We start from the raw sequence: 17,297 nt of genomic DNA, 5'->3' as shown, positions 1-17,297 counted from the left end.
CAGCGTTCCCATATACATACCGACCGCTTCGGCCAGCTCGACAATGTGGGCGCAGAAACCATAAAGCGGATCGGCATCCCGCTTAACACCCATCGCCTCCCGTGAATCTCGCTGCTCAAGTAGCAACTTTCGCGCCTTGTCCTGATCGACGAATTCGGCCAGCAGGCAGCGGATCACCACCGGCAGCTCGGCCGCGATTTTCTCGCCGATTCGCGGATCTTTATCCGCCTCTTTTACTGGATGGTTGAACGCGAAAATCACCCGCCGTCGGGCAATACCGCCTTGCCGCTCAGTGAAACTCATCGGCTCGTTATTGGTCGCCAACACCACGGCGGTTATTAAAGTGCTGAATTGTTTCTCATATTTGCCGTCGATTTCCACTAAATCTCCGCCAGTGATGGCCTTGATACCCGCTCCCTCACCGACATATTTCACCTGATCTGGCAACGTAATCAGGCTTTTGCCGACAAACTGCGCGCGCCCTCTGGCCTGATCAAGCGTCGCCATATTGCCGGAGGCAGTGTTCTGGCGGCCCGCCAGCAAGGTGGCGATGTGGGTGAATACCGATTTTCCGCTGCCGCCCTCGCCAGTGACCTCGAGGAATAATTGCCAGTCGAAGCGGTTGGACAGGATAGTAAACAGCGCGGCTCTGATGCGGGCCATTTTGGGTAATTCGTCATTGGCCGCATGGGCCAGCCACTTGGCGAAATGGGGGGCGTGGCGTGCCAGATTTTCGTCTGGCTGCGGTTCGGTGAATATGATGTCGTTATGATGCTGCAACCAATCATTGGCGCGATGCGGCCGGAACTGTCTGGCTTTCAGGTCATAAACCCCATTCTGAAAGCCGATCAAGTGGCGCGGCGGCTCGGCCATGATCGGGATTTGCAGCTTCATCGCTTCAATGGCATTGCGGATACCGGCCGGTGAATACGGCGTGTCGTTGGCGTTGAAAATCATCACCAGCTCGCGCCGTAACACACCATCGGGCAGCTTGCCCCAGCGCTCGCCATCATAGTGATACACCGTTTCACTCTCAGCATGTACCGCAATCTGGCCGTAATGTTCGGCCAATAACTGCCCGCGCTGGCTGGCAGCCATTTGCGATAAGGCCGGATGTAACCCTTTGTTTTCAGCCACCTGGCTCACCGGCGGCGGCTGATACAAACCATGATAGAAGCTGTTACGCGCCTGCCCGGTGCCAGCTTGCTGGCGGTAATCATCCCAATCGGCTTTATACGGAGTCGGCGGCAGTGTCACCCAACCATCGACCACGCTGGCCACTTTTTCTGCGGCCAGTTGGCCGGTATTGGTGGTGCCTTGCGGGTTCACATCATTATCAGCGGCAATGATGATTTTCGCGGCAGGCCAACGGGTGCGGCATGACTGCGCCACCGGCAGCAGATTACCGGCATCGATGGCGGCGATAATCACGGCGGTCGGTAGCAACAACCCCAGACTTTGCGCCGTGGCGTAACCCTCGGCCAGCACCACGATTTCAGCCTGTGCTGGCAGCGGTTTGAGCGGGATAAACGCGCCTTTTTTGCGGCTACCGGCGATCAGCTTTTTTGTGCCATCAGGCCGGATAATCTGTGCGCCGGTGCTGTCGCCCGCCATATTCTGTAATGTCAGCAATAACGAGCCATCCGGCAGAATAGGTAATTTATGGCCGCTCAGACCTTTATTAATTAAATAGCGAGATTCCCCTGGCGTGGTTTTCGCCATCAAAGAGGCCAGATCCGGCGCTTTCGGTTTGGGTAAGATACCGAGAATATCGGCCACCAGCTGCGCGGCTTCTGTCAGCGAACATTGCCGGACATTTTTCACCAGATCCAAACCGTCGCCGGATCGGGGTTCGCACTGATTACAAAACCATGTTCCCGCGCCCTGACGGTCATCAAAACGAAAGCGGTCTTTGCCGCCACAGGCCGGACAGGGGGAGTGCTGTTTGCTGTGACAGATCGCCAGCGCATCCAGAATACAGTCCCATTTTCCGCGCGCCTGAGTCGCGACCCCAGCAATAAATTGATTCATGACTCTTCCTTTTTACGCCCGGTTTCCGGCGGATAAAATCCATTTTCGGGCCATTTCTAACACCCATAGCAATGTATTAAGTTTTATAAATACAATTTATATATCAATTAGATGCAGATAATCTGATTCTGCCGTCCAGCAGTTGAACCCGGCAGAAATATTCGTAGACTCGCTGCATCCACCACGCCAACCTTGCTCCGTGGTGGATAAACGCCCCGATGGCATTGAGGCTTGTCGGGGCGTTCCTTTCGATATATCCGCAGCCGGAGGAAAATAACGTTTCTGTTATTTTTTAGCCTATGAACTACACCATTGAATATTACGATGACGACGTCATCACCCAGCTTCTTGCCCAACCCATCAGCTTGCAGGCCAATTTTATTAGCCTGGCTCAGCGCATGAAGCGCTACGGCGTTAGGATGGTTGATGCCACCCCGAAGCATTACGAAGAGGTGTTTGAGCTGTGTTTTTTTGAGCCAAAAGGCTGGAATCGCGTCATTTTTATGGCGCAAATAGACTGGCAGATTGTTATTTTGCATATTGTGGTGCAAAAAACGGCTTATATGCCGTGGAGAGAAAAGGGCAAAGCCGCCAAACGAATGAAGGAGTTGCGATTTGGATAATAAACGCCAACCACCGAAGCTGTCCCATGAGCAAGTGGTCGCCCGGATGCTAAAGAAACCAACCGTGAGGGCAGAATACGAGCGGCTGGAGCGCCAGGATTTCGCCATCATTGATGAGACGCTTAAGGAAATACATTCCGAATAATGTTTAGGCGCATTCATTGTTTATTTTCCCGTGAATGTGCAATTTGCTGTTCAATCCAGTCATTCACCTCACTTTCAACAAAAGCGATGGCCCGCCCGCCTATTTTTATCGGTGGCGGGAAGCGCTTTTGTTTTAAGAGTTTATAAACCCACGGTCGGCTAAAACCGGTACGTTTTAATACTTCTGGCAATCGGATTAATGATGAATAGGTCATTCCATGACTCCTGTTATCTCTCGGTGGCTACTGAATTAATTGAAACAAAATCAGGCCGTAATAGGGGGAAGTGGCAAACAAATAAAAGGAACCTTTATTCCGCTGATTTTAGGTCAATCCGTAACGCGAATACGTTAGTTGGAAGCGAATACTGTAGTTGGAAACCCATAGCGGCGAGTTGGAAATAAACTTCCGCTCGTCTAAGGATTATTGGCCTCGGGCAGAGAAACGAGCAGCGCCTCGCTGATCAAGTTACTCATTTGCTTTTCGGTCACCATTTCCCCACGGAACCCCGCGTTGAGCATAGCCTGAGTCGCCACCCGGGCGATGGCGGTTTTATTCATTTTGACGCCGCGCCGGCACTGCGGGTTGTTCCTGGCTAACGCGATTGCCATACCGGCAATAAACGCCAGCGCGGTTTCTTTACCGGCAAAAGCGCCCCAGTTTTCTTCCGTTTGCCGTTGCTCCGGCACTGGTGCAGCGCCCGGCGGCAGCGGCCAGTGAAAGCCATTCGCCTTAAGCCAGCCCTCCACTTCTGCCCTTAATAAATAACCGTCATGGCGAATATTTTTATTCGCATTGGTGTAACTAATATCTCGACAACTTAATAGGTTGCAATCCACTGCATCCCATAATGAGTTCTCATAATTAATTATTACCATTCCTATATCATCAGTTTGAATAGAATAAGGTATCACCCCGACAATTAATGCCGCAGTTTCTTTTATTGTGATATTAATTCTGGATAGAAATGGCGTTAGCCATTTTGGCAATTTATCTTTAAGAATATTTTGATATTCTTCGTCACTGTCGCGCAGGTTAATCTGCAAAAGTTGTTCTATTTCAGTGCGGTTAAATCCGACGTAATCATAACAATTCATGCTGTTAATACCTTAGAAGGGAAGTTCGTGATCATCCTCCTCATCGGGCCGGTGATTAAATTCGCTGGGTTTATAACTTTCAGGTATCCATCCATCACAAGGCGCTCCATCCATTTTAGGGTTGGCCATCGCTGCCGAGAGCAGATCAAAATAGCAAAATTGGGGGTCATCAAAGCGGGGGGCACGGATCACGCCGAGCACGTCCTGAATCAGTAACGGCGGTGAAACTGGCCTGGCATCCGTCAATTCTATCAGCAGCCAGTTAGCTATCTGCGCCTGACTCATCGCGGGGTGGAGACGTGAAATTCGCTCAATCAACTCCCTGACACTGATAAATTCCTGCTGCTTTGCCTTGAGCTTTTCCGCTGGGTTTATCATGAGATTACTCCTGTTATCTCTGGTTGGCCCTGCTTTGAATGATACCGAACATAATGGTTCAAAGTGAAAGTAGTGGGGGGATGGTGTTGATTTAGGATGTGAACTGGGATTTATAGGGTTAACAAAAATCTATACCCAGAGTTTTTATCAAGCAATAATAAACGAGCATTTGAGTAATAGAAACGCCCGAGTTAGCGTAATCAGGCGTATTAAATCGGGGGATTTAGATAATAGATTTGGTTGCGGCCAAAACGTGATTATTGTGATTACGCCATGATGGTGTAAAGCCCAACGTCTCCAGATTGCTCAGTTCGACATTATCTGGGTTTCCCCAAATAGTATCAGCAATTTCTAGCAAAGATTTTCTATCACCCTGAAAACTGATCCTTTCGCCGTGCTCGTTAATTTTATAATCCAATGTATGACCATCCACATTTAGAATGGTTAACTGGATGCTGTCATCTTTAGACAGACCAAACAGCCAAAGCACCATCCCGCCCTCAGTCTGATAAGTATCACTTATTACAGCACCGTAGTGGTCAATAATGGCTTTATAGGTGGCAGTAGACACGCCCCCGCCTTGATATTCTTGTGAGACATAAGCTGATTCAACTTGGGGTAAACGTTGGCCTAAATCCACTGGTGGGGTGAGGTCGAAAGTCAAAACATAGCTTGCTATATGCTCACCTGAAAGTATCTCTTTGATATGAAGATGGGCCATATTGCTACCATCATCTTCAAGTAATGCTTGAAAGAGGTCACCATTCGGGGTTTTAAATTCAGGGAGCCATAAAAAATGGCCGGGAGCTAAATCATTAACTTCCGGCCATTTTAATATTTTATCGTGTTCAGCAATTAAATTGGGTGACATGCAGATAGAGTTCCTTTCTTACTGAAGAACAAATCAACCGCTTTTTGTGAGAAATCGATAGAGGTATCCTGCAAATCATTCCAGAAAAAAGCTTGGTTAACTGGACGAGATTTACCGTTTTTCTCAATAACGATTTCAGATACTGGGCGTATTTGTTCATAGGCAGCGGCTTTTTCCCAGCCGGTACGAACGACCATCAATAGGGGACGTTCTTTACGATTCTTCATGCTTCTCACTTCAAAGCCACCCAAAACACCAGGTACGGTAAAACACCCAATACGCTCGGTTCTGTTAGCAATAGTATGTGGCGAATGTGTGATCATATTCAGGCCCCAAACAGTGAGAATTAAGTGGTTATAGTTTAAGCGCAAAGAGGCCTGACGTCCACCCGCTTCTACTGATATCTCATGGTGTCAGCACGTTATCTACCTTTGATTCATGGGTAAAATAGTTGTCTGGAAATGATGATTTTGATGGTTGAGTACATGATAAGAATGGCCGGAGGTTCCCGTGATTTGCATGTTTCTTTAGCTGCGCTGAGAGACACAAAATAATTTGGGGGTATTATTGGGGGTATATGGAAAATTGGACGAGGAAAATAATATTATTTAACAATGTATTAGGTGTTTAATTTTGCTCCTGTAGGGTCTTTACGTCTCCTGAAGTCTATCTAAGTCCATAAATCCCTTATATAATCAGTATCTCTGGAACTTCCTAGTATCCCTACGTTTATCCGCATCTACTGAGTTCTATAGATAGTTGGGGGTATAAATGGGGGTAAGTCTAGGTTCAATGGAATGAGATAGCTCTGGGATTATATCATCTATATACAGCTAGAAACTCCTCGTCTTTCTGTTCAGTCCACTCGGTGAGCGCTGGTGCGGCAATCATCTCTTTTTTATGGCGTACCAGTTACTACGATTGCACTTGAAATTTGAGCAAAAACTCTAAGTGGAGCACTAGTTGATCCGTTTTTTATAAACATATCTGTTTTTTCGAATGTATGTGTTGATTTTGTTCGTTCGGAGAGTATTCTGTCTCCAAATGAACAGGAGGCATGATGCAGCTAACTCCCCTACAACTTTTCAAAAATCTATCCGATGAAACCCGTCTGGGCATTGTGTTACTGCTCAAGGAGATGGGAGAACTGTGCGTGTGTGATCTCTGCACGGCGCTGGAACAGTCACAGCCCAAGATCTCCCGTCATCTGGCAATGCTACGGGAAAGTGGTCTATTACTGGATCGCAAACAAGGGAAATGGGTTCATTACCGCTTATCTCCGCATATTCCTTCGTGGGCTGCTCAGGTGATTGAGCAAGCCTGGTTAAGCCAACAGGACGACGTTCAGGCCATCGCCCGTAAGCTGGCATCAGCCAACTGCTCTGGTAACGGTAAGGTTGTTTGCATCTAAAAAATTCGCCCAAATATATATGTTTTTTCGAATGTGATGCATCTAAAATGAAAACGTTAACTGTGCTAGCTCAAATCGAGGCGTTTAAGCACCAGCATGCTACCCGTGTTGCGCTGGTTCCCATCCTTGCGACAGAGCCAACCGGTATCGACAAACTCAAACAGCTCGCGAGTTAATTTTTACTATATCCAGGGCAGTCATGCTGCCCTGTCAGGAGGTTTTATGTTACTGGCAGGAGCAATTTTTATCCTGACCATCGTGTTGGTTATTTGGCAGCCGAAGGGGTTAGGGATTGGCTGGAGCGCCATGTTAGGCGCAATACTGGCACTGATATCTGGTGTGGTTCACATTGCCGACATTCCCGTCGTTTGGAATATCGTCTGGAACGCCACAGCAACCTTTATTGCGGTGATTATCATCAGTTTGTTGCTGGATGAGTCTGGCTTTTTTGAATGGGCTGCATTGCACGTTTCCCGTTGGGGAAATGGTCGTGGCCGCCTGCTATTTACTTATATTGTCCTGCTTGGTGCTGCGGTGGCAGCGCTATTTGCCAATGATGGTGCAGCGCTCATCCTGACGCCGATCGTTATTGCTATGTTGTTGGCGCTCGGGTTCAGTAAAAGTGCTACGTTGGCTTTCGTTATGGCGGCAGGGTTTATTGCCGATACCGCCAGTCTGCCGCTTATTGTGTCGAACCTGGTCAATATTGTTTCGGCTGACTTCTTCCATTTGGGATTCACAGAATATGCCTCCGTGATGGTGCCGGTGGATATTGCCGCCATTATTGCCACGCTGGTGATGCTGCACCTGTTCTTCCGCAAAGATATTCCACCGACCTATGACCTGAACCGACTGAAAGAACCGGCTCTTGCTATCAAAGACCCGGCGACGTTCAGAACCGGCTGGATTGTATTAATCCTTCTGCTGGTAGGTTTTTTTGTGCTTGAGCCGTTGGGTATTCCGGTCAGTGCTATTGCGGCTGTCGGTGCAGCTATCCTCTTTGTCGTCGCTAAAAGAGGTCATGCCATTAATACCGGAAAAGTGCTGCGTGGTGCGCCCTGGCAGATTGTGATTTTCTCGTTGGGAATGTATCTGGTTGTCTATGGTTTGCGTAACGCCGGGCTAACTGAATACCTCTCTGGTGTGTTGAATTTACTCGCAGACCGAGGTCTTTGGGCCGCCACATTTGGCACGGGGTTCCTGACAGCATTCCTGTCATCCATCATGAACAACATGCCTACCGTGCTGGTTGGCGCACTGTCGATCGAGGGCAGCACCGCATCAGGTGTTATCAAAGAAGCAATGATTTATGCCAATGTTATTGGCTGCGATTTGGGGCCTAAAATTACGCCAATTGGTAGTCTGGCAACGCTGCTCTGGCTGCATGTACTTTCACAGAAGAATATGACGATCACCTGGGGATATTATTTCCGCACCGGGATTATCATGACTCTGCCTGTATTGTTTGTAACGCTGGCCGCGCTGGCGCTACGTCTCTCTGTCACTTTGTAATGAGATACTGATATGAGCAACATTACCATTTATCACAACCCAGCCTGCGGCACGTCGCGTAATACGCTGGAGATGATCCGTAACAGTGGCAACGAGCCGACCGTTATTCATTATCTTGAGACACCGCCATCACGCGATGAACTGGTTAAACTTATTACCGATATGGGGATCAGGGTGCGAGCGCTGCTGCGTAAGAATGTCGAACCTTTTGAAGCGTTAGGGCTGGCGGAAGACCGCTTTACTGACGATCAGTTAATCGACTTTATGTTGCAGCACCCCATTCTGATTAACCGCCCGATCGTGGTGACGCCGCTGGGAACTCGTCTGTGTCGCCCATCTGAAGTGATTCTGGATATCCTTCCTGATGCACAGAAAAGCGCTTTCACCAAAGAAGATGGTGAAAAAGTCGTTGATGACGCAGGTAAACGTCTGAAATAAACATTAAAGGGGGTAAAAAAAACCTTATCATTTACTTCGCCATCTCTACCAGCAGGCCAATACCAACAAGGCTCTTCGCTCTGTAGGGGGTTAACGCATCGCCGGTTAATTAAGGGCTTGGTGGGATGTGCCGAGAAGTGTTAATGGTGTCCCCGACTGGAATCGAACCAGTAACTAGCCCTTAGGAGGGGCTTGTTATATCCGTTTAACTACGGGGACCCGGCCAGCGGCAGGGTGGCTGCCGATGAAGTGTATTGCCGGAGCATTATACGCATTTTGACCCAGATAATAAGCAGTTAGCTGTTCGTTTGGTTACTCTATCACCAAATTATAGTGAATAAGTGGTATTGATAACCTAAAACCGATAACTCAGAGAGTCTGAATCGGTGCTGTTACTGACGGGAAGATGATGTGCTTTTGTCCACTTTGTCACTTTTTTTAGGTTGATGGCTCATATCACTACGAATCTGTGCATGACTTATCAGGGCAAAAATAAAGGTGCCACCGATAATATTACCCGCCAGTGTCGGGAGGGCAAAAGGGTAAATAAATTGCTGCCAGGGTAGTGAGCCGTTAAATACCAAATAGAAGATCTCCACCGAGCCGGCCACAATGTGGGTTAGGTCACATAAAGCGACTAAATAGGTCATCAGGAAAATCACCCCTATTTTGGCGGCCCCGGCAGAGGGCATCATCCACACCAGAGTGGCAATGATCCAACCAGAAAATATTCCTTTAGCGAACATCTCCCCCGCAGAACTCTCCATTACCCCTTGAGCAATACTGACAAATGCCGTGCGAGTGGCATCGTCAAATATCGGCATATGAATAAAGGAATAAGCCGCTATCCCTGTGCCAATCAGATTGCCCAATAACACCAGACCCCAGAGCCGAAATAGCAGGATGAAGTTTTGGCGGCTGGGTTTTTGCATTATTGGCAGCACCGGCGTGACGGTATTCTCAGTAAAGAGTTGTTGGCGGGCCATAATGACAATAATAAAACCAAAGGTATAACCGATATTTTCCAGCAGAAAACTGGCCGGAGTATCCGGCAATTTTGCGTGAAAAATGCCTTTGGCAATCAGGGATGCTCCCATCGAAAGCCCCGCAGCGACCGCCGACCATAGCAGTGCAAAGCTGTCGCGTTCTAGCTCTTTTTCACCCTCGACTCGGATAATTTCATGAATAGCCGCGGCTTTGGAGGGGAGTTTTTTTTCATTCACTTCAATTTCTTGTACTTCATGCTGCTCATCACTTTCCGCTTTTAAATCACCCTGATCCTGAGGCTGTTTTTCATTACTCATAGGGGATTCCCAGTTGGTGAAGAAAATAAATAGCTGAGTAATAAGCATAGTTGCAAATGAGTGTTCGCGATTCTTTTGGTGATGAGCACTGAAATAAAAAGTTACCCGGTTTTAGTGTTGTCGGTTTTTTCTACAGAAATTTGATCTTAATGCCGAATAATACCTCTATAAGGGTAGGGATAGGGTTAGACCTACGCTACGTAAGGATTAAGCCTTATGTTATCATTCGGTTTTCCTGAACTCACAATCCTACGGTGGAAGACAATCCTTCATGCTGGAAGCTAAAAACCTGACCTGCATCCGAGATGAAAGAAGTTTATTCCAACAGCTCAATTTTTGTGTGGCTGCGGGGGAAATTGTGCAGGTAGAGGGGCAAAACGGGGCGGGTAAAACTAGCCTATTGCGCATTCTGGCGGGGCTGGCCGATGCCGACGAAGGGCAGGTGCATTGGCGGGGCGAAAACATCCGCCGCGATCACGCCCGCTATCATCAGGATTTATTATTTTTAGGTCATCAGCCGGGAATCAAGTCTGTACTGACCCCTTTTGAGAATCTGGCATTTTATCAGTCGGTTTTTCAACAGGTTGATAGTGCTGCAATCTGGCAGGCACTGTCTCAAGTCGGGCTGGTGGGATATGAAGATTTACCGGTATCACAGTTGTCCGCCGGCCAGCAGCGGCGGGTGGCTTTGGCCCGTTTGTGGTTGAGTCATGCACCATTATGGATTTTGGATGAACCATTGACCGCGATTGATAAGCAGGGCGTTAGCACCTTGTTGGCTCTGTTTGTGGAGCATGCCGCCAAAGGTGGCATGGTGCTGCTTACCACCCATCAGGATTTGGATGGTGTTGGGCAGCAGGTGCGTAAAATCCGTTTAACCAACACGCAGGAGAATTAATGTTTATTAGCGTGTTGCGCCGTGAATTGAAAATTGCCTTCAGAAAAAGTGCAGAAATTGTTAATCCACTCTGGTTTTTTCTGATTGTTATCACTTTGTTTCCACTGGGGATTGGCCCAGAACCACAATTATTGGCGCGCATTGCGCCCGGTATTGTCTGGGTCGCAGCATTATTAGCATCATTATTATCACTGGAGCGGCTCTTCCGTGATGATTTCTACGATGGCTCTCTTGAGCAGTTGCTGTTGTTACCCAGCCCGCTGGCACTCACGGTGTTAGGCAAAGTGTGTGCTCACTGGGTTGTTACCGGGCTACCTTTACTGATTTTATCACCGCTGGTCGCGTTGTTGCTTTCCCTCGACAGTCATACCGCCATTGCGATGGCGCTAACGTTGCTTTTGGGGACGCCGACCTTAAGTTTTATCGGGGCCATTGGTGTCGCGCTGACGGTGGGATTACGCAAAGGCGGGGTTCTGCTGAGTTTATTGGTGTTGCCGCTGTATATCCCGGTGTTGATATTTGCCACGGCGGCCATTGATGCCGCTTCTATGTCACTCCCCATCGACGGCTATCTGGCGATTTTGGGAGCCATGTTGGCAGGGAGCGCAACACTGGCACCTTTTGCTACCGCCGCTGCATTGAGAGTCAGTGTGCACTAGCTGTTCAGGGCAGGTTGTTTGTCAGAAAAGATTTGTAAAAAGAAAAGAGTACCGATTTTCAGAAGCTTAAGCGCGGTAGCCAACGCCAGTCAGAGCAGATTGTGCGCCGTACCCTGCACCGGTATTGCCAAGACGGTGATGCTCGTCCAATTTTAATGTGAGCAATGAAAAATGTGGAAATGGTTTCATCAATTTGCTAAACCCGAGCGGCTCTATCAGCTGTGTGGCCGGTTTATTCCATGGCTGGCGATTGGGGCTGCTGTCTGCCTGATTGTGGGCTGGGTGTGGGGGTTTGGTTTCGCCCCGTCGGATTACCAGCAAGGTAATAGCTTCCGTATCATGTACTTGCATGTTCCGGCGGCAATTTGGTCGATGGGCATTTATATGTCGATGGCTATCGCGGCGTTTGTCGGTTTGATCTGGCAAATGAAAATGTCCGATAACCTGGTCGCGGCTATGGCTCCGGTGGGCGCGGTGTTTACCTTTATTGCCTTGGTCACCGGTTCGGCCTGGGGTAAACCGATGTGGGGGGCTTGGTGGATCTGGGATGCGCGGCTGACTTCTGAGTTAGTGCTATTGTTCCTTTATCTGGGGGTGATCGCCCTGTATAACGCCTTTGAAGACCGCAAATTGGCCGGGCGAGCAGCCGGTATTTTGGTGTTGGTCGGCGTGGTCAATATTCCCATCATTCATTTCTCTGTCGTGTGGTGGAACACCTTGCATCAGGGTTCTACCAACATGCAGCAAAGCATTGATCCGAGCATGCGCTCACCACTGCGTTGGGCCATTTTTGGCTATTTATTCTTCTTTATCACTCTGACATTAATGCGCCTGCGCAATCTGATTTTGCAGCAAGAGCGCCATCGCCCTTGGGTTGCCGCTTTATTGCGTAAGGAGCCTCGTGTATGAATCCGGCCTTTCATTCTTGGGCGGCATTTTTTGCCATGGGTGGCTATGCCTTTTATGTCTGGTTGGCGGTGGCCGCCACTTTACTGTCACTGTTGGGCTTGTGGGCACATACCCTATGGCAGCACAAACAGTTATTGGCGGATATTCAGCGCCGTGAGGCGCGAGAGCAACGTATTCGTCAGGCAAATCAGACCCCGACTCAGCAAGCCAAAAATGCGGCCCATTCGCAGGAGAAAACACAGTGAACCCACGTAGAAAAAGTCGACTCTATCTGGCGATTGTGGTGCTAATCGGCATCGGTTTGACCACTACTCTGGTGCTGTATGCGCTGCGGGCCAATATTGATTTGTTTTATACCCCCGGTGAAATTTTGCAGGGTAAGGGCGAGCGCCATGAGAAGCCGGAAATCGGTCAGCGCTTGCGTATTGGCGGTATGGTGATGCCGGGGTCGGTGAAGCGCGACGACAAAACGTTGGAAATGAGTTTCAAAGTTTATGATGCCCGTGGTGCCGTCACCGTGACTTACACCGGCATTTTGCCCGATCTGTTCCGTGAGGGGCAGGGGGTGGTGGCGCAAGGAGTCTTTGCTGAAAACAACACCATCAATGCCAAAGAAGTCTTAGCAAAACATGATGAAAAATACACCCCACCGGAAGTCAAAGAGGCGATGAAAGAAAATCATACCCGCCCAGCGGAGGCCTATAACAGCGCCGCGAGTGAGGGCAATGCTTCATGATCCCTGAAATTGGCGGTTTCTTATTATGTCTGGCGCTGGCTCTCTCGCTATTGCTGAGTTTGTATCCGCAATGGGGGGCGGCGCGTCAAGATGCCCGCATGATGGCAACCGGTAGGCCATTGACCTACGGTATGTTTGCTACCATTGCGCTTTCATTTATATGCCTGATATATGCGTTTGTGGTGAATGATTTCACCGTCTCTTATGTGGCGGCGAACTCGAATTCACATTTGCCGGTCTATTACCGCATTGCGGCAACCTGGGGCGCGCACGAAGGGTCTCTGCTGCTGTGGGTCTTGCTGCTCAGTGGTTGGTCACTGGCGGTGGCGCTGTTTAGCCGCTCCATGCCGGATGATGCAGTTGCCCGCGTGCTGTCGGTGCTGGGGATGATTACGGGCGGCTTCCTGCTGTTTATTATTCTGACTTCGAACCCATTTAACCGCACCTTGCCGGACTTCCCGATTGATGGCAATGATTTAAACCCGCTGTTGCAGGATGTCGGGCTGATTTTCCATCCACCGTTGCTCTATATGGGCTATGTCGGTTTCTCGGTGGCATTTGCTTTTGCTATTGCTTCTTTAATGGCGGGGCGGCTGGATAGCGCTTGGGCTCGCTGGTCACGTCCGTGGACTCAGGCCGCATGGGTGTTCCTGACCATGGGGATCGTGCTGGGTTCGGCCTGGGCTTATTATGAGCTTGGCTGGGGCGGTTGGTGGTTCTGGGACCCGGTGGAAAATGCTTCCTTTATGCCATGGTTGGCTGGCACGGCGCTGATTCATTCATTGGCCGTCACCGAAAAGCGCGGAACATTCAAAGCCTGGACGGTTTTGTTGGCGATTACCGCGTTTTCTTTGTGCTTGATGGGGACATTCCTGGTGCGCTCCGGTGTGTTGGTTTCGGTGCATTCTTTTGCTTCTGACCCGGCGCGCGGTATGTTTATTCTAGCGTATTTGGTGATTGTCATCGGCGGCTCCTTGCTACTGTACGCGGTTAAAGGTGCGCAAGTGCGCAGCCGGACTCAGCATGAAGTATTCTCACGCGAGACTTTCCTGCTAGGGAATAACGTGCTGCTTATTGCGGCGATGTTGGTGGTATTGCTCGGCACTTTGCTGCCATTAGTCCATAAACAGCTTGGATTGGGCAGTATCTCCATTGGCGAACCTTTCTTTAATACTATGTTTACCTGGCTGATGGCACCGATGGCGCTATTAATGGGGATTGGCCCATTGGTTCGCTGGCGTCGCGATGAGCCGAGCAAGCTTTATAAGCGCTTGGGTGTGGCGCTGCTGGTCACTTTGCTGCTGTCAATATTGCTACCGTGGTTGCTGCAAGACACTATCGCCGGTATGACCGTGGTCGGGCTGATGATGGCTATCTGGGTGATTATCCTCACTGTGATGGAATTACACGAGCGCGCCACTCATCGTTATGGTTTCTGGCGCGGTCTGAGCCACCTTTCCCGCAGTCATTGGGGGATGGTGCTGGGGCACCTTGGGGTGGCCGTGACTGTGATTGGCATTGCCTTCAGCCAGAATTACAGTGTTGAGCGCGATGTACGCATGAAGGCCGGCGATAGCATCGATATCCACGATTATCACTTTGTATTCCGCGATGTTCACGACATTAAAGGCTCGAACTATACCGGTGGCGTCGGCATTATTGATGTCACCCGAAACGGCAAGCCCGAAGCCACCTTACATGCAGAAAAACGCTATTACACTGTGGCCCGCTCAATGATGACGGAAGCGGCCATTGATGGTGGCCTGACCCGCGACTTGTATGCCGCTTTAGGTGAAGAACTGGATGACGGTTCATGGGCGGTGCGCTTGTATTACAAGCCCTTTGTCCGCTGGATTTGGTATGGCGGGGTGTTTATGGCCATCGGCGGTATTTTCTGTATGTTTGATCCCCGTTATCGGATGAGCAAAAAGTTAAAACGCGGCGCTGCAACGGAGGCTAAATAATGAAATCTCAATTTTCGTTTAATAAGCTAATGTTCATCCCGCTGGTGCTGTTTTTGCTGTTGGTGGTGGCTTTTTTGGTGCAACTGACTCGCAATGCCAATGGCGATGACCCCACTCTGTTGGAGTCGGCGCTGATTGGCAAACCGGTGCCGACTTTTAAACTGGAGTCCCTTGAACAACCGGGGAAAACTTTTGATCAGTCGGTATTGCATGATGGCAAGCCGATGCTACTCAATGTGTGGGCGACCTGGTGCCCGACTTGCCGTGCTGAGCATGAATATCTGAATAAACTGGCCGCGCAGGGTATCCGGGTGGTGGGTTTGAACTATAAAGATGACCGCGCCAAAGCTGTCCAGTGGCTCAATTCGCTGGGTAATCCTTATGCGCTGAGTTTGTATGATGGCGATGGCATGCTAGGGCTGGATTTAGGGGTTTATGGCGCACCAGAAACTTTCTTGATCGACGGTCAGGGCATCATTCGTTATCGCCATGCTGGCGACCTCAATGATCGCGTCTGGCAGCAGGAAATTTTGCCGTTATATAAAAAGTATCAGGGGGGCGCATGAGATTATTCAGCCTGGCGTTGGGCCTGATATTGAGCTGGGGTATTTTGGCGACCAATGCTTTTGCGGCCATTGATACTTACACTTTTAGCTCGGTGGAGCAGGAACAGCAGTATCGCGAGTTAACCGAGCAATTGCGCTGCCCTAAATGCCAAAACAATAGCATTGCTGATTCCAATGCCACCATTGCCGCTGATATGCGCGGCAAGGTGTATGAACTGATGCAGCAGGGCAATTCCAAACCGCAAATCATTGACTATATGGTGGCTCGATATGGCAACTTTGTCACCTATGAGCCACCTGTAACCCCGGCAACCTTGATTTTGTGGATTGGCCCGGCAATGTTTGTCCTGATAGGCGCAATCATTGTGGTGCTGCGCGCCCGGCGGCGGGTGGAGAAAGAAACCGCGCTTTCGCCGCAGGAGCAGCAGCGGTTACAGACTTTGCTGGCTGAACAAAAGGCTACTGTCAAAAAACAGATCTCGGCCCAACACAAAAAGACGAACAGGAAAAAACCATAATGGCTTTTTGGCTGATAGTGATTATTTTGCTGGCGGTCGCGGGGGCCTTGTTGGTCATTCCGGCGCTGCGATCAGAGATGAATTCAGCGGTGACCACCCGAGATGAGCTGAACAAGGCGATTTACCAAGACCGGTTATCTGAGCTGGCGGAGGATGAAGCCCAAGGAGTGGTGGATCAGCGGCCTGAATTGATTCAGGAATTACAGCAAAATCTGCTGACAGATATTCCACAAGAATCCACTGAAAATGCCAGCCCCATCAACCGCTGGGTTTTACTGCCGGGCGTGGTGATTTTGGTGGTGGTTTCGGTCGGGCTATATCTGAAAACAGGTGGCTTGCCGCAAGTGCAAGCGTGGCATCAGGTTGAAGCACAAATGCCCGAATTACGGGCCAGAGTAGCCAATGAGCGGGCTGAGCCTCTGACGATGGAGGAAGTCGCACGTTTGGGGCTGGGATTACGCACCTCGTTGCAACAAGATACACGTAACGTCAATGACTGGATGATGCTGGGCAGAGTGGGCATGGCACTGAATAACGCCACGACCGCCACGCAAGCTTTTGCTAAAGCTTATCAACTTGCGCCCGATAATGATGATGTCAGGTTCGGCTATGCTGAAGTGCTGACCCGTTCCAATGATCCGCAGGATAATCAACTGGCAACCAAGATGTTGCGCACTATGGTTGGGCAGGATCACACCAACTTGCGCGCCATGAGTTTATTAGCTTTTAATGCTTTTGAGCAGGGCGATTTTAAACAAGCCATTGGCGCGTGGGAAGTTATGCTAAAATTGCTGCCTGCTGGTGATTCTCGCACAGAAGTGATAAAACGCAGTATTGCACAAGCGAAATCACAGGCCGAGCAGGAAACAGCTACACTGGGAATAGCGGTCTCATTGTCACCAGAGGCGGCGCAGAAATTACCCCAGCAGGGCGCGCTGATTATCTCGGTAACGGATGGCTCAAACCCAGTCCCGGTCGCGGTAAAACAGCTGCCTTTGAGCCGATTTCCGCTATCAGTAACACTCGATGATAGTAATGCAATGATGCCGGAGCGGTTGCTATCTTCGTTGCAACAGGTGAAGGTGCGTGTCCGTATTTCACTGGACGGCACGGTGAATTCGCAGCCAGGTGACTGGTTTGGTGAAAGCAGTGTGCAGGATTTCGTCGCGAAGGGGCAGCCCCAGACTATTAATGTTCAAATAAATAGACAAGTCCCTTAAATATAAGGGGTTGGTAAGA

At 49.6% G+C, this 17,297-nt stretch carries 21 protein-coding genes, 1 tRNA gene and 2 pseudogenes; 15 read left to right on the top strand and 9 right to left on the bottom strand.

What is annotated here, in order from left to right; all coding sequences use genetic code 11:
• The coding region (locus FTA91_RS09650; RefSeq protein WP_145583236.1) for a primase-helicase zinc-binding domain-containing protein at positions 1 to 2,031 on the bottom strand (2,031 nt) is incomplete at its 3' end.
• A gap of 299 nt (positions 2,032 to 2,330) precedes the next feature.
• On the opposite strand from FTA91_RS09650, the gene FTA91_RS09645 reads away from it, so the two are divergent.
• Together FTA91_RS09645 and FTA91_RS20090 are read left to right on the top strand one after the other, a co-directional pair.
• Entirely contained in the window at positions 2,331 to 2,654 is a 324-nt protein-coding gene (locus FTA91_RS09645) for a type II toxin-antitoxin system RelE/ParE family toxin (protein ID WP_005158305.1), read from the top strand.
• A complete protein-coding gene (locus FTA91_RS20090; RefSeq protein ID WP_186377358.1) occupies positions 2,647 to 2,799 on the top strand; it encodes a hypothetical protein in 153 nt (50 codons plus the stop codon). The genes FTA91_RS09645 and FTA91_RS20090 overlap by 8 nt, the downstream gene beginning before the upstream one ends.
• Positions 2,800 to 2,812: 13 nt before the next feature.
• Here FTA91_RS20090 and FTA91_RS09640 read toward each other — a convergent pair whose 3' ends face one another.
• From FTA91_RS09640 to FTA91_RS09620, 6 genes and pseudogenes are all read right to left on the bottom strand, one after another.
• A complete protein-coding gene (locus tag FTA91_RS09640; protein ID WP_049604475.1) occupies positions 2,813 to 3,013 on the bottom strand; it encodes a helix-turn-helix transcriptional regulator in 201 nt (66 codons plus the stop codon).
• A gap of 200 nt (positions 3,014 to 3,213) precedes the next feature.
• Positions 3,214 to 3,546: a hypothetical protein gene (locus FTA91_RS20085; RefSeq protein ID WP_038639335.1), complete on the bottom strand. Its 333-nt coding sequence runs from the start codon at positions 3,544 to 3,546 to the stop codon at positions 3,214 to 3,216.
• A 114-nt stretch (positions 3,547 to 3,660) separates the two neighbouring features.
• Positions 3,661 to 3,894: pseudogene (locus FTA91_RS20080) on the bottom strand (hypothetical protein); the annotation flags it as partial.
• A gap of 12 nt (positions 3,895 to 3,906) precedes the next feature.
• Entirely contained in the window at positions 3,907 to 4,272 is a 366-nt protein-coding gene (locus tag FTA91_RS09630) for a hypothetical protein (protein ID WP_050112922.1), read from the bottom strand.
• Between the two features lie 223 nt (positions 4,273 to 4,495).
• Positions 4,496 to 4,993, bottom strand: a complete 498-nt coding sequence (locus FTA91_RS09625; protein ID WP_227507647.1) for a hypothetical protein — start codon at positions 4,991 to 4,993, stop codon at positions 4,496 to 4,498.
• A gap of 134 nt (positions 4,994 to 5,127) precedes the next feature.
• Positions 5,128 to 5,466, bottom strand: coding sequence for a hypothetical protein (locus FTA91_RS09620; protein WP_042819905.1), 339 nt, complete (start codon positions 5,464 to 5,466; stop codon positions 5,128 to 5,130).
• Between the two features lie 737 nt (positions 5,467 to 6,203).
• Here FTA91_RS09620 and arsR point away from each other — a divergent pair.
• The 4 genes and pseudogenes from arsR (at position 6,204) to arsC (ending at position 8,504) form a co-directional block, all read left to right on the top strand.
• The gene (gene arsR / locus FTA91_RS09615) at positions 6,204 to 6,554 is read left to right on the top strand and encodes an As(III)-sensing metalloregulatory transcriptional repressor ArsR (protein ID WP_145583234.1); all 351 of its coding nucleotides are present in this window, start codon (positions 6,204 to 6,206) and stop codon (positions 6,552 to 6,554) included.
• Positions 6,555 to 6,619: 65 nt separating this feature from the next.
• A pseudogene (locus FTA91_RS09610) lies at positions 6,620 to 6,730 on the top strand (ArsA-related P-loop ATPase); the annotation flags it as partial.
• Between the two features lie 46 nt (positions 6,731 to 6,776).
• Positions 6,777 to 8,066, top strand: coding sequence for an arsenic transporter (locus tag FTA91_RS09605; protein ID WP_145583232.1), 1,290 nt, complete (start codon positions 6,777 to 6,779; stop codon positions 8,064 to 8,066).
• A 12-nt stretch (positions 8,067 to 8,078) separates the two neighbouring features.
• Positions 8,079 to 8,504 (top strand): glutaredoxin-dependent arsenate reductase, encoded by a 426-nt coding sequence (arsC, locus tag FTA91_RS09600; RefSeq protein ID WP_050112924.1) that lies wholly within the window; start codon positions 8,079 to 8,081, stop codon positions 8,502 to 8,504.
• A gap of 144 nt (positions 8,505 to 8,648) precedes the next feature.
• On the opposite strand, the gene FTA91_RS09595 is transcribed toward arsC, so the two are convergent.
• A tRNA-Arg gene (locus FTA91_RS09595) sits at positions 8,649 to 8,723 on the bottom strand.
• Positions 8,724 to 8,896: 173 nt separating this feature from the next.
• Entirely contained in the window at positions 8,897 to 9,808 is a 912-nt protein-coding gene (locus FTA91_RS09590) for a formate/nitrite transporter family protein (RefSeq protein ID WP_145534620.1), read from the bottom strand.
• Positions 9,809 to 10,079: 271 nt separating this feature from the next.
• Here FTA91_RS09590 and ccmA point away from each other — a divergent pair, with 271 nt between their 5' ends.
• From ccmA to ccmI, 9 genes are all read left to right on the top strand, one after another.
• Positions 10,080 to 10,706, top strand: coding sequence for a cytochrome c biogenesis heme-transporting ATPase CcmA (gene ccmA / locus FTA91_RS09585; protein WP_050112934.1), 627 nt, complete (start codon positions 10,080 to 10,082; stop codon positions 10,704 to 10,706).
• Positions 10,706 to 11,365, top strand: a complete 660-nt coding sequence (gene ccmB, locus FTA91_RS09580) for a heme exporter protein CcmB (RefSeq protein WP_050112935.1) — start codon at positions 10,706 to 10,708, stop codon at positions 11,363 to 11,365. The genes ccmA and ccmB overlap by 1 nt, the downstream gene beginning before the upstream one ends.
• 171 nt (positions 11,366 to 11,536) lie before the next feature.
• On the top strand, positions 11,537 to 12,274 hold the full coding sequence (locus tag FTA91_RS09575; RefSeq protein ID WP_050112936.1) for a heme ABC transporter permease: 738 nt from the start codon (positions 11,537 to 11,539) through the stop codon (positions 12,272 to 12,274).
• The gene (ccmD, locus tag FTA91_RS09570) at positions 12,271 to 12,519 is read left to right on the top strand and encodes a heme exporter protein CcmD (protein WP_050112937.1); all 249 of its coding nucleotides are present in this window, start codon (positions 12,271 to 12,273) and stop codon (positions 12,517 to 12,519) included. Before FTA91_RS09575 ends, ccmD begins: the two co-directional genes overlap by 4 nt.
• Positions 12,516 to 13,010: a cytochrome c maturation protein CcmE gene (ccmE, locus tag FTA91_RS09565; protein WP_032820544.1), complete on the top strand. Its 495-nt coding sequence runs from the start codon at positions 12,516 to 12,518 to the stop codon at positions 13,008 to 13,010. Before ccmD ends, ccmE begins: the two co-directional genes overlap by 4 nt.
• Positions 13,007 to 14,974 (top strand): heme lyase CcmF/NrfE family subunit, encoded by a 1,968-nt coding sequence (locus tag FTA91_RS09560; protein WP_145534623.1) that lies wholly within the window; start codon positions 13,007 to 13,009, stop codon positions 14,972 to 14,974. Before ccmE ends, FTA91_RS09560 begins: the two co-directional genes overlap by 4 nt.
• Positions 14,974 to 15,540: a DsbE family thiol:disulfide interchange protein gene (locus FTA91_RS09555; RefSeq protein ID WP_050112939.1), complete on the top strand. Its 567-nt coding sequence runs from the start codon at positions 14,974 to 14,976 to the stop codon at positions 15,538 to 15,540. The genes FTA91_RS09560 and FTA91_RS09555 overlap by 1 nt, the downstream gene beginning before the upstream one ends.
• Positions 15,537 to 16,058: a cytochrome c-type biogenesis protein gene (locus tag FTA91_RS09550; protein WP_050112940.1), complete on the top strand. Its 522-nt coding sequence runs from the start codon at positions 15,537 to 15,539 to the stop codon at positions 16,056 to 16,058. Before FTA91_RS09555 ends, FTA91_RS09550 begins: the two co-directional genes overlap by 4 nt.
• Complete coding sequence (ccmI, locus tag FTA91_RS09545; RefSeq protein ID WP_145534626.1) at positions 16,058 to 17,278, top strand: c-type cytochrome biogenesis protein CcmI; 1,221 nt, start codon at positions 16,058 to 16,060, stop codon at positions 17,276 to 17,278. Before FTA91_RS09550 ends, ccmI begins: the two co-directional genes overlap by 1 nt.
• Positions 17,279 to 17,297: the final 19 nt, after the last annotated feature.

The sequence above is a fragment of the Yersinia thracica genome, assembly GCF_902170565.1.
GTDB classification, from domain to species: Bacteria; Pseudomonadota; Gammaproteobacteria; order Enterobacterales; family Enterobacteriaceae; genus Yersinia; species Yersinia thracica.
The sequence above is the reverse complement of the archived record's forward strand: the minus strand, read 5'-3'. Positions and strand labels throughout refer to the sequence as shown.